This window comes from Rhodanobacter sp. B04 (genome assembly GCF_002001125.1).
Classification (GTDB): domain Bacteria; phylum Pseudomonadota; class Gammaproteobacteria; order Xanthomonadales; family Rhodanobacteraceae; genus Rhodanobacter.
Map to the genome: position 1 here is coordinate 22992 of NZ_MUNV01000009.1, position 12592 is coordinate 35583.

Genomic DNA, 12592 nt, shown 5'->3' on the forward strand with positions numbered 1-12592 from the left:
CTCGACCAACCAACCTCAGGTCGAACCCCACCATGGGCAACCCAGGCGCGATGCATCTGCCGCTCGCCATCGTATCGCCCCTCCGCACAACGGGCAAGCCGCCGAAAACACGACACGACACGTGCGCGAGTCGTTCGCAGCAAGTCCGCCATGGCTGACAGCGAAGCCCCTCAGCGATGCAATCGAACGACTACACTCAAGCCCACTGCACGAGTGGCACGACCATCTCGACGGTGCTCCCATTCGGCAGGGCAGTCGCCGCGAAAGCATGTTCTGGGAGCAGCAGATTCATGCTCCGCCTGAGCCACCACCTGCGCCATTCAGCAAAGTCATGGCCGGTTCGATGAACCCTGCCCGGCGGATCTCGAATTTATCGATGACCAGCGCCGCCAGCATGTTGATTCCGGCCACCACGGCGTAGGCCGTCAGATGATCCGGCGGTGGCACTGGCGTTGCCTGTGAAGCCGGTGCCAGACTTCCACTGGACCACCCAGCCGCAGCGGCCAGCCACGCCCCGGTCGATTTGTAGCCGCCCGCACTGGCGAACTCGAAGGCAGCGCGCCGGTTGCTTTCATTCGGTTCGCGCACCCACTTTTCAGCCAGAGATGCCCCCGCCTTGTCCTCGGGACTCAGCACCTGATCGCGCGCGCATTGGCACAACCAAGCCACGGCGTAACGTTTTGGCAACAGCCGCGCAAGCAATTTCAGCGCATCCTGTACTTTGCCGGCACCAACCAAGGCCTGTACTGCCGCTTGCGGAGTCATATCGGGACTTAGCAGCGCACCCGCCGGCTCGGATAGTTCCATCTGAATGCATGCTTGCATGACTGCTGACATGTGCGTGTCCTCCGCTCACCCGATCATGATGATGCCGCCGGACATCTGTGCCATGGCATCGCCCTTCAGCGTCAACATGGTTCCCTTGACTGTCGTCATGGCGGTGCCTGCCACCTCCAATATCGCGTCGCAGTGCATCTTCAGGCTGGCCCCTGCGCCGACGTCCATCGTCGCGCCAGCCTTGATGCCGACCTGGGTCTGACCTTCAATCTTTACGCCCATCTGGCCGGTGATCGTGATGTTGACACCCTTGATCTCAATGGAACCATCGCTTTTCATGACAATGCTGGAGGCACCTGTGACCAGTTCGATCTCGCTACCGGCATTGAGACTGAATTTCTGACCTATCGTGGTCGTGCCATTCTGGGTGACATCGAGCTTGTCGTCGTTGCCCACGCTGATCTTGCGGTCGTTAGAAACACTCTCGGTCTGGTCGTGCTTGATGGAGACCGTCTGGTCATTCTTGATGGTGATTGATTCATCATGGTCGATCGTGACCGTATGGTCGTTCTCCACCTCTTCATGCATGTCCTTCTGCGCATGCATGAAGAAATCTTCGCTGCCTTTCTTGTCCTCGAAGCGGATCTCGTTGAAATCGTCCGCCCCGCCCAGCAGGCTCCGGCTCTTGATGCCGCTTTGCGTCTTGTTGTCGGGCAGCGTGTACGGCGGCATGTTGCTCGCGTTGTAGACGCTGCCGATCACCAGCGGCCGGTCCGGGTCGCCCTCCAGGAAACTGACCACGACCTCCTGGCCGACGCGTGGAATATTCACTGCGCCCCAGTTCTGGCCAGCCCAGGACGACGCCACCCTGACCGGGCAGGAAATGTGCGCGTTCTTCTTGTCCGCCTGGTTCCAGAAAAAAGTGACCTGAATGCGTCCGTACTTGTCGACGCTGATGTCCTCGGACGTGTCGCTACCGGCCACCACGGCCGTCTGCAAGCCAACGATCATCGGTTTGGCTGCGGTGTGCATGGTGCGGAACGGTTGCCGACTCTGGATTGCCGAGAAATGGCAATAGAAAAGATCGCCGCCGGTCTGCTGCCCGGAGATGTACGTGTCGTCCTCGATATGGATGGTCGAGCCGGTGACGAGGTATTCCAGATTCAGCTCACTGCGCGGAAATTCGCTCAGGGTGAACAGGCCGCCGGTCAACAATCCACATGCCGTGGTCGAACCGCTGCACTGGGATTGCGGCACGTTCAGGGCTTCAAGCCGAACCTGTGCGTAATGTTGTCCATCGGCGGCGGTTAGGTGATCGCCCGGATAATCAAACGACTCCAGCCCATTCACGCCGTGGTTGTCGTCGGCATTGCTGATCTGGTCGGTTCCCAGCAAGGACGTCTTCGGTTTCAGCGGATCGTAGTCAGTCAGCGAATACTTGATCGTCTGCACGGTTCGCACGGTGGAAAAGTCGTGGATCGCCACCTCCTGCTTTCCGCGGCTGTTGGCGCCCTGCGGCCGATAGGGCAGTTTGTCGAATCCGCTGGTTGCGCTGTGGGCACCCAGCGAATCCGCCAGAACCATGGTGTGGGTATCGCCGGTGTGCTGGAAAAAGTAATAGATGCCTTCCTGCTCCATCAGCCGGCTGATGAAGTTGAAGTAGTCCTCGCGATACTGCACGCAGTAGTCCCGCGGCTCGTAACTGCCGCTGAGGCTCAGCTTGACGTCGGTATAACCCACCTCGGACAGGACAGTCTTGATGATGTCGGGAACCGAGGTGCTGAGGTAGATGCGGCAGTCCACCTTGTGCTGCAAAAGCCATGGCTTGGGCACCAGGGTCACGGCGTATTCGGCGTACCGCTCGTTCTTGAAGCTCTCGAAGCCGGTCTGGGAAATTTCCGAAACGATGCCGTTGAAATAGCGCTTGTAGCCATCCGTATCCAACGTGACGGTCATCGAGCTGCCAAGCAGGTCACGCAGCGCGACCGCGCCTTCCTTGCTCAGCATTTTCAACTGGTAGGAAAAAAGCCTTCCAAGCTGCTCGCTGCCCGATAGACTCGCGGGCAGCAGCTTGTCACCGAGGTTTGACTTCAGTGTCATCCGATGCGTCATATCCATTCTCCCCAGCGAGCCCGCGATGACGGACTGGCAAGCTCGATTGTTTACCATATTTCCGCTAGGTGCGGGTAGCTTCCGCTGTGTCAGGCATCCCTGAATTTACCGCTTTCCCGGATGGCAAGTCCTTTGCTTCCAAGTGCAGCCAACATGGCCGCCATGCCTGACCGCGATTAGACTCCCATCGCCGGTGTGCGGTTGTCCTGAACCTGACAATGGAGCGATGCCATGGCCAACTTCCGATCCGCACACCCCGGACATACACGCAAGGTCCTCCAGCACCCGCTGCCGGGGCAACAGCCGGGCCCAGGCAAGGCTCGTCACAAGCCGGCCCATCCTGTTGCCGCCCCCGTCGCCACCAACAGTGCCGCCGATGTCGCTGCGATGGCCATCTATGTCTGGCAGGGGAAATTCGACCGGATCAAGCTGCGTGAAGGCTTCATCAAAGAGTTCGGCAAAGACCCTCATTTCGATACGTCGGCCATCCCGCACATGGAGCTGCTGCTCGGCTTCATCGAGAGCGACATCCGCATTACCGATATTCGCTGGATGGCATACATGCTGGCCACTGCCTATTGGGAAACCACCTCCCTCAAGAAAGAAACCGTGCCCACCCTCGACAAGCACGGCAAGCAGCGCATGGACAAGAAAGGCAATCCGCTGGTGCATTCCCGGCAACGCTGGCTCATGACGATGTCGCCGGTTGAGGAAGTTGGCAAGGGTGCCAACCGGCAGTATTTCCTGCCGGTCAAGGTCAAGTCCCTGCCCACCGGAGAAGCCCGTGTCACCGAACAGGACGGCGACCAGTTCACGGTCACCGCAAAAGGCAGGGAAAGCGCGATCACCAAGGGTGCCAAGCTGGGCGTCCCCGCCACGCAGAAGGCGGTGAAATCCTATTCCGACGACGATGGCACCGAACTGAAGTATTACGGTCGCGGCTACGTACAACTGACCTGGTGGTCGAACTACGCCAAGGCTGGAGCCAACCTGAACATGGGGCTGCAGCTGTTGCTGGATCCGGACATGGTGCTGCAGCCGGAAATCGCCTACAAACTGATGGCCCAAGGCATGCTTACCGGGGAAGGTTTCGCCAATGGCCGAAAGCTCGAAAAATACTTTCACGGCGCAACCACCGATTACATCAAGGCACGCGCCATGGTCAACGGCACTGACCATGCGATACAGATCGCCACGGTCGCCAAAGATTTCGAAACCATCCTGATCGCTGCAAAATCCTGAGCCGGAAACCACGATGCCTCACACGATGCCATTTCACTTGCCACCGTTCTTGCGCAGGATCCTGCTTTCCATTGGATGTGTCGCGGGATGCACCGCCGCCACATCGCCATCGCAGCTGCAAGGCAGCTGGGAAGTAGTCCAGGTGGCTGTCGACCAGCGGGATCAACCGCACTGGTTGTACTTCCCGGCGGATCCGCGACTGCTCGGTCGCGAGCTGCACATCGCTGAGGCCGTAATCAGCCTGAACGACGATTCGCGCGACTGCTCAAAGCCGGCCCTGTCCACGCTTCCGAAAACCGAACTGCAGAAATACATCGGGCGGAAATTCCCGCGTGCTCCGCAGTACGGGACACCGATCCATCCAACCCTGGCCGATTTCGGCCTGACTCTCCCTGATTCATCGGTACAACCCCTGCAGATCAGTTGTGACCCCGATACCTCGGCATGGAACGGCGCCTGGCTCATTCCCATCGCGCCGGATCGTCTGTTGACCAATTACGACAACAACGGTTACGTGCTGGTGTTGCGTCGCCGCCAGGGCACCGATCCAATCAAACCCTCGTTCGCCTGCGGCAACGCCCAAAGCACGGCCGAACATGCCATCTGCACATCGGCTGCCCTGGCCGGATATGACCGCAGCGTTACTGCAGCCTATCGTCGCGCCCTGTCGGTGTCGGGCGACGATGCCGCCTCGGTCAGGCAGGAACAGCTCGACTGGCTCAAGACCCGGAATGCCTGCGGTGCTGACGCTGCATGCCTGGAGAAAAACATGCGTGACCGGGTCGATCAGCTTATGCAGCAATAGGCACGAGGCCGGTCGTCAAACACGGGATTGCCCTATTCGCTGGTGATCTTTCCCTTGCGCGCCAGCACCACCCAGCCAGCCACCTGCACCCCCATTTCCTTGCGCAGCGATTCAGGAGAAATTTTCACGTCCGTGAATCCATTCGTGTCCAGCACATGCTGCACGTAATGCAGCGTATGCTGGTAACGGCCGCTGTGACTCAGCTCTGCGCGATCCTCTTCACTGTTCAGCGCCTCCAGCGTGAACCCCAACCAGCCACCCGGCCGCAAAGCAGCATAAGTCGCGCATAGAACCGCTTGCAGGTCGCCGAAATAGACCAGGGTGTCGGCCGACAGCACCAGGTCCCAGGTGTCAGGACTGGCCTGCAGGTAGGCGGTCAGTTCGGCTACGGTCAATTCGTCGTAACCACCGCGTACGCGTGCTTTTTCGATCATCCCGCCGGACAGGTCCACGCCGCTCAACCGGCGCGCGTAAGGCCTGATCAGGGGGCCGCACAAGCCGGTACCGCAACCCGCATCAAGCACATCGAGTCCCGCACATGGGGGATCGAGTATCTGAGCCAATACTTCAACCAGGATCTGTGGTGCACGATAAGCGAGCTTGTTCAACAACTGCTCGTCGAAACTGCTGGCAAAACTGTCGAAAACCTTGCGCACGTAGGCATCGTCCGCCCGCGGCGGAGCCACCTCCCCACCGCAGGATGCCAGCATGTGCCGCGCCACGGGGTTATCCGGCTCGCGCCTGATCCAGTCGCGGTATACCTCGATGGCCTCATCGCGCCGGCCAAGCATGTAAAGCGCGATGCCCAGCAACTCGAGCGTCCGCATGTCCCTGTTGTCCTGCTTGAAGGAAGCCCTGAAGCAGACAACCGCATGTTCGACGTCCTCGAACGTGCGCGCATGCGTGCTCAGGTACAGCCCCATCAGATAGTTTGCCCGCGCAAGCTGCGGCGTTCCTGCATGCGCAAGCAAGGTCTCGTAGACTTCGAAGGCTTCTTCCGTCCGCTCCTGCGCTTCCAGCACGAGTGCGAGGTTGCTCAATGCATCGTGATGGTACGACGCACAGCTCAACGCCTTCCGGTAGCAAGCCTCCGCTTCAACGAGGTTCCCGCTTTCCTTGTGGATATTGCCGAGATTGTTGTGCGCGTCGGCATGCAGCGGGATCGCGCGCAGCGCCATGCGGATCAGTCCGACCCCTTCTTCACTGCGCCCGCGCTGGTGGCATAGCACACCGAAAAAATGCAGCGCATCCGGCTGCCCCGGATGCAGCTCCAGGGCCTTGCGGTAGAGCGGCTCCGCCAGGTCAAGATGACCCAGTTGATGGGCGTGAATTGCCTCCTGCAGAGCGATGCTGACGCCCCGCTCACCACGATGCCTGCGTCCGGCTTTGCTGGACGAAGCCCGGCTCATGCCAAGGTGCCAGGCATGTCGCACTCAGCCCAACGGCTGCACGCTTTCATCTGATCCCTTTCCATGAACCAGCTCCCACCTGATTGACCAAGTACCGCAACGGCGATCCAATGCCTGCCTTCAGTTGATGATCACGGTAGGGCACCCCAGCACGATCGTGCCACCATGTGCCGTGATGTCTCCCATGCGCGCCGCAGGCATCCCGCCGATCAGCACCTTGAACGAGCCCAGCGCGATGACATCCGGCGGCCCCACGCAGGTAGCCATGTCACCGACACGCGCTGCCGGCAAGCCGCCGATCAGCACCGTGACCGCACCGGGCGGAAGAATGGGACCGCCGACGTGCGGAACGATGCCCGTTACCATGGGACAGACATGCATGTCGGTAATTCTGGCTGCTGGAGGCATGATCGACGTCCTCGTCATCAATTCGGCTATGGCACGCTACTTCAAAAATTCGACCGCATGCAACGCTACCGTGGAAATGAACCGGGAAAGCGGCACCAGCATAGACATGGAATCAACCAATCGGATCAGGGTGCGGCTGCGGGCCACGCGGCGCAGGGATCATGAGTTGCAGCAACGACGTCGCCGCCACGGCGTTCAATTGCTCCACGATGTCGCATTTCTGCTGGTCAACGAAATCCATCATGACGATGTTCGGCATGAATGACTTCAACCGGCCACCGAGTGCGCCACCATGAGTCTGGGCCAGCAGCATGGCACTGTCTTTCTCGTTGCCGAAACGCTGTGTGATCGATGCTTCCAGACCCGACTTCCAGGTCTGTTGCAGGGCGGCGACATTGGTCTGGTTCCACATGGTGTTGTTGCGCTGACGTATGTCCCCGAACAACCCAGTCGTTGTCCAGTACATCATGCCCAGCACATCCATATGCGTGGCCGCACCGTTGACCAGAGTTCTTCCCTGCTTGGCAGTATTCTTGCTGACCTTGTCAGTACTCGAAAATTTGCCGAAGTACTGAATGCCCCAGAAATTGGGATCGTAGGTCTTGCTTGTGCCGGAGTCGCTGTCATACAGCGCCTTGATGAACAGTATTCCGTGGGGGCGACCGCCTTGTGCCGTGATGACGGGAATCAGTTTCGGCCTGGCTGATTCGTCAAATACGGTAATCACTCTTCCCGATAACTGCCGAACGGTCTTGTTGTTGAGATTTCCGGCATCCGTGTAATGCGCGGGCCCAAGCCTCGTTATGCACGCGTTTGCAATGCTTGCCCAGTTGGCACACTTCGAAAACTTCAGGATCAGGAACTCGGTCGGATTTGTCGTGACAAAGGTCCGGGCATCATCAAGCATGTCGTCCAGACCACCACCCCAGCCACCTGCATGACCAACGTTCTGATACGACGTAACCCCTGGGGTGTTCTTGACCTTGTGATCGACCACCAGACTCTGGTCAAGGTGAAAGGCCTTGTTTGTATACGTTGTCTGGCCACCCACCGTCGACCTGTACGTCGCTATCCTGAGGTCGAAGAAGCGGCATCCCGCATTGGCTTGGCCTGCGATGTCCAGCGCCTGCGTCTGCACATTGGATTTATTGGCGGTGTACACGCCCGCATCGTGGCTGCCAGGTATGACGACTTCGTTCAACCTGAGGTTCTGATAATTCGATAGATAGTCATTGCCGGCCATGATCGTAACCCTGTCAATCGGAGACGGATCTCCACCCAAAGATCATTTTGAAAACAGGCTTGCCAGCGAAGCGACGGTGTTGCGGCTGACCGCAGGTTTCACGGCGTCGGCGGAAGGCAGCGTGGGCGCACTGGAAAAACTGGCGGCCAGCTGCGAGGCGCCCTGCGTCGCACCGGTTGTGATGACGGGCTTCGGCCCGGTCACCGCAGGAGGGCCGCTGACGACCTGGGTCTTCAGCGTGGCCACCGGCGTCTTTTCGGCCACGACGATTTGTACGACCGTGTTGATCTCCGCCCCAACGGCGGCCTCGACGGCCGCCTGAACCGCATAGGCATCGACCTCTTCAGGCAGGCTGGTATAGGCAAGGTTGCCGGCTGATCCCGGTGTAAACAGGTCGCCCATTCCATATACGGTGTTCCGGTGACCCGCCTGGGTTCCCCATACCGAGTTGAACCACGCGGCGATCGTGGTTTTCTCGGCACCGGTTTTGAGTCGATAGCTGCTCGTATTCTCGGCATCGGTGACCACGTTTGCGGGCATGTTGCCCATGGCGGCGGCGATCTGCTGGCTCTTCGTGCCAGTACCACTCAACGGCGTGGTCAGCACAAGATCTCCTTCGTGGATACCCTGCGCGCAACAGAACCATTGCTCGCCGTGGCGCGCCTCGTGGTAGAGGATGCCGCACAACCACTGGAATAGATAAGCCGGCAACGCATGCTGGTTCGTATAGGTGCGATTGATTTCCAGGCGCCAGTGTTCGGAGGTCAACTGGCCGCCGCTGCCATTGGCGAAGTCCCTGAACGAGTACGAATATGACGTGATCGGCGTGTTGCGGACAGCGGCGCGCAGCAGATTCACGATCGCATTCTGGTTGGCGATCGGCGTGTTCTTCTGCCAGTTCTCGTAGATCGGGCGCGCACCTTTGGCGAAATCGGCAATGATTTCAGCGTCGCTTAGTGTTCCCATGATGGATTCCCCCTTGCAATGAATCGAGTTTGCGGATGAGTCCGAATGAAAATTCCGGGGCGATTCCACCAATGGGCGCAGGTGGTTTCCGAGCCGGTAGGCTCTTCATGTCCAGGCTATTTCCTCATTTACTCAACGCAATCTGTCCATATGTTGATTGGCCCATGCGACAAAAGTGCCTTGAGCAACCGTCCTGTCCAATCTTCGATAATATTGCTTGTCGATACGTTTCGTTGAGCAACAACATGACTGTTCTGTTTTGAACCAGTAGCAGTCGTTATACACACCAAGCACTTCCGATGGCGTCGATGCGAGCTTCAGTTTGGCCGCACCATTCTTGCTGCTCACCGTGATATTGGTTCGCCCACCGTAGTGGTGAACGGCAGCCTCTACCCTGGCGGTGTGGAGTATGGCGCCGCTTGCATAGCCCACTCCATCGGCATCGGCCCTGAACACAATGATGTCACCGACTGTGGGCTTCTTGTTGATACGAACCCACTCGTCGCTCAAAACAGTTTCCATATCCTCGTTGCTGAAAATGGAAAAGCCATGAAGCCAATGGCTGAATGTAGCGTGCCCGTGGCACCAGTATCTGTATTTTTGTGGGATACCATCATTCGGCCTCCAGACATTAACCGGATGCCCCGCATCTGTCAGAGCCGTGCCCTTGGTGCCCAATGCCAGAGGAATGTTGTCACCCCATGGCCTGTAATCATTATTTGTTGCCGTGAATGTATTTTGCATGACTGATTCCATTCAAATTTCGAATGCACAAAAACATTCAATGTGCACCCGGATTCTAATGACAAAGAAAATAAACGATTAAGTCATCCAATCCCCACACCTTCACTTTCAAGCAAATTCGTACGAAAACTCTCCATCCTTCACACCGACCCGTACCTGGGCAATCGCATCACCTTCCATCATCTTGGTAAGGAACGCACGTGAGATGTCCGGCAACATGGTGTTGGTCAGGATCGCGTCGATCATGCGCCCGCCCGACTCGGTCTCGGTGCAGCGTTCGACCACCAGCCTCACCACGTCCTCGTCGTACTCGAACGGGATCTTGTAGCGGGCCTCGACACGCTTCTTGATGCGGTTGATCTGCAGCTTGACGATCTTGCCCAGCATCTCCGGGCTGAGCGGGTAGTACGGGATCGTCACCAGACGCCCCAGCAGCGCTGGCGGAAAGATCTTCAGCAACGGCTCGCGCAAGGCCTTGGCCATGCCCTCGTGATCGGGCATCAATTCGGGGTCCTTGCACAGGCTGGCGATCATCTCGGTGCCTGCATTGGTAGTCAGCAGAATCAGGCAGTTCTTGAAGTCGATCGAGCGACCCTCACCGTCTTCCATCACGCCCTTGTCGAATACCTGGAAGAAGATTTCATGCACGTCCGGATGGGCCTTCTCCACCTCGTCCAGCAGCACCACCGAATACGGCTTGCGACGCACCGCCTCGGTCAGCACGCCGCCTTCGCCATAGCCGATGTAGCCAGGAGGCGCCCCCTTCAGGGTAGACACGGTGTGCGCTTCCTGGAACTCGCTCATGTTGATCGTGATGATGTTCTGCTCGCCACCGTACAGCGCTTCGGCCAACGCCAGGGCGGTTTCGGTCTTGCCGACGCCGGAAGTGCCGGCAAGCATGAACACGCCAATTGGCTTGTTGGGATCGACCAGTCCGGCGCGCGAGGTCTGGATGCGCTTGGCGATCATCTCCATCGCGTGATCCTGGCCGATGACTCGGGCGCCCATCAGCTTGGCCAGGTTCATCACGGTCTCGACTTCGCTCTTGACCATGCGACCGACCGGAATGCCGGTCCAGTCCGAGACCACCGAGCCGACCGCCTGGTAATCCACCGAAGCCAGGATCAACGGATGCTCACCCTGCAGCTCGGCAAGCTGGTTTTGCAGTCCTTTCAGTTCCTCCAGCGCTGCCGTGCGCTCGGCGCCGTCGAGTGCTGCCACGCCTTCAGCCGCAGCCTCCTTGTTGGCAGACTCCTCCAGCTTGCTGCCAGTGCCTTCCACCGGCGCCGCCGTGCCGCGCAAGCGGGCGCGTATATCAAGGATCTTCTCGACCAGCTCCTTCTCGGTGATCCAGTTCGCCTCCAGGGTTTCCAGCCGCGCCTTCTGCGCCGCCAGTTTCTCGGTGGCCGCTTCCTCGCGTACCTTTACGTCGACACCGACATTCTTCTCGCGGCCGATGATGGCCAGCTCGGTTTCCAGCGCCTCGATGCGCTTGCGGGTGTCGTCCACTTCGGCAGGCACCGCATGCTGGCTGATCGCCACGCGTGCACACGAGGTGTCGAGCAGGCTGACCGCCTTGTCCGGCAGCTGGCGTGCCGGAATGTAGCGATGCGAAAGCTTGACCGCGGCTTCCAGCGCCTCGTCGAGGATCTGCACCTTGTGATGCTTCTCCATCACGCTGGCAACACCGCGCATCATCAGGATCGCCTTTTCCTCGCTGGGCTCATCGATCTGCACGGTCTGGAAGCGACGGGTCAGTGCCGGATCCTTTTCGATGTGCTTCTTGTACTCGGCCCAGGTGGTGGCGCCGATCGTGCGCAGATTGCCGCGAGCCAGCGCGGGCTTGAGCAGGTTCGCGGCGTCACCGGTACCCGCGGCACCGCCAGCGCCGACCAGGGTATGCGCTTCATCGATGAACAGGATGATCGGCTTGGTCGAGGACTGCACTTCCTCGATCACCTGCTTCAGGCGGTTCTCGAACTCACCCTTCATGCTGGCGCCGGCCTGCAGCAGACCAACGTCGAGTACACGCAGTTGCACATCCTTCAAGGGCGGTGGCACATCGCCGGCGACAATGCGCAATGCGAAGCCCTCGATCACCGCCGTCTTGCCCACGCCAGCCTCGCCGACCAGCATCGGGTTGTTCTGCCGACGACGCATCAGGATGTCGACCAACTGGCGGATCTCGTCGTCGCGACCCACGATCGGATCCATCTTTCCGCTGCGCGCCTGCTCGGTGAGATCGACGGTGAACTGCCGCAATGCCTCCTGCTTGCCCATCTGCGCGGGCGACATCGCACCGCTGGCTTCGCCAGGGGCACTGCCGCCGCCCATCTTGAAGCCGTCGTTCGCGCTCTGCCCGTCTTCCGGCGACCCGGCAATGACTTCGGCGAATTTCTCCATCAGCGCCTCGGGCTTGATCTTGTCGAATTCCGCCGAGATGTTCACCAGCACGTTGCGCAGGTTGCGCGTGCGCATGCAACCGACGATGAGATAGCCGGTGCGCACCTGTGCCTCGCCGAACATCAAGGTGGCGAACACCCAGCCTCGCTCGACGGCCTCTTCGACGTCGCTTGAAAGGTCGGAGATGCTGGATGAACCCCGCGGCAGGCGATCCAGCGCGTCGGTAAGGTCACGCACCAGGTTCGACGGGTTCAGGTTGAACTGTTTGACGATGCGATGCAGATCCGAATCCTGCAGTTGCAGGATCTGGTGGATCCAGTGCACCAGCTCCACATACGGATTGCCACGCAGCTTGCAGAAAACGGTAGCGCTTTCGATGCCCCGAAAGGCGAGTTTGTTGAGCTTCCCGAACAGGGCGCCGCGACTGATTTCGGCCATGGTCATTGATCCTTGTGCGATGGTTGTCAATCCGGATTTGCTGGA

The 12592-nt window shown here is 59.3% G+C and carries 10 protein-coding genes; 2 read left to right on the forward strand and 8 right to left on the reverse strand.

What is annotated here, in order from left to right:
* Positions 1–288: 288 nt before the first annotated feature.
* Complete coding sequence (locus B0E46_RS07880) at positions 289–837, reverse strand: hypothetical protein (RefSeq protein ID WP_077555247.1); 549 nt, start codon at positions 835–837, stop codon at positions 289–291.
* Between the two features lie 15 nt (positions 838–852).
* Positions 853–2877: a type VI secretion system tip protein VgrG gene (gene tssI / locus B0E46_RS07885; protein ID WP_254425087.1), complete on the reverse strand. Its 2025-nt coding sequence runs from the start codon at positions 2875–2877 to the stop codon at positions 853–855.
* A 243-nt stretch (positions 2878–3120) separates the two neighbouring features.
* Here tssI and B0E46_RS07890 point away from each other — a divergent pair, with 243 nt between their 5' ends.
* Positions 3121–4131, forward strand: coding sequence for a glycoside hydrolase family 19 protein (locus tag B0E46_RS07890; protein WP_217316334.1), 1011 nt, complete (start codon positions 3121–3123; stop codon positions 4129–4131).
* 142 nt (positions 4132–4273) lie between these two features.
* Positions 4274–4936: a lysozyme inhibitor LprI family protein gene (locus B0E46_RS07895; RefSeq protein WP_168171165.1), complete on the forward strand. Its 663-nt coding sequence runs from the start codon at positions 4274–4276 to the stop codon at positions 4934–4936.
* 32 nt (positions 4937–4968) lie between these two features.
* Here the strand turns inward: B0E46_RS07895 and B0E46_RS07900 are convergent, their stop codons facing one another.
* The 6 genes from B0E46_RS07900 to tssH all read right to left on the reverse strand — a co-directional run bounded on the left by B0E46_RS07900 (position 4969) and on the right by tssH (position 12547).
* On the reverse strand, positions 4969–6345 hold the full coding sequence (locus B0E46_RS07900) for a tetratricopeptide repeat protein (RefSeq protein ID WP_077555249.1): 1377 nt from the start codon (positions 6343–6345) through the stop codon (positions 4969–4971).
* A gap of 120 nt (positions 6346–6465) precedes the next feature.
* Positions 6466–6753: a PAAR domain-containing protein gene (locus B0E46_RS07905; RefSeq protein WP_077555250.1), complete on the reverse strand. Its 288-nt coding sequence runs from the start codon at positions 6751–6753 to the stop codon at positions 6466–6468.
* Positions 6754–6865: 112 nt separating this feature from the next.
* Entirely contained in the window at positions 6866–7996 is a 1131-nt protein-coding gene (locus tag B0E46_RS07910) for a hypothetical protein (RefSeq protein ID WP_077555251.1), read from the reverse strand.
* A 42-nt stretch (positions 7997–8038) separates the two neighbouring features.
* Positions 8039–8962 carry a hypothetical protein gene (locus tag B0E46_RS07915; protein WP_077555252.1) on the reverse strand — a complete coding sequence of 308 codons (924 nt, stop codon included), beginning with the start codon at positions 8960–8962 and terminating at the stop codon, positions 8039–8041.
* Positions 8963–9094: 132 nt separating this feature from the next.
* On the reverse strand, positions 9095–9706 hold the full coding sequence (locus B0E46_RS17290; protein WP_139350469.1) for a hypothetical protein: 612 nt from the start codon (positions 9704–9706) through the stop codon (positions 9095–9097).
* 108 nt (positions 9707–9814) lie between these two features.
* Complete coding sequence (gene tssH / locus B0E46_RS07925; RefSeq protein WP_077555488.1) at positions 9815–12547, reverse strand: type VI secretion system ATPase TssH; 2733 nt, start codon at positions 12545–12547, stop codon at positions 9815–9817.
* Between the last annotated feature and the right edge of the window lie 45 nt (positions 12548–12592).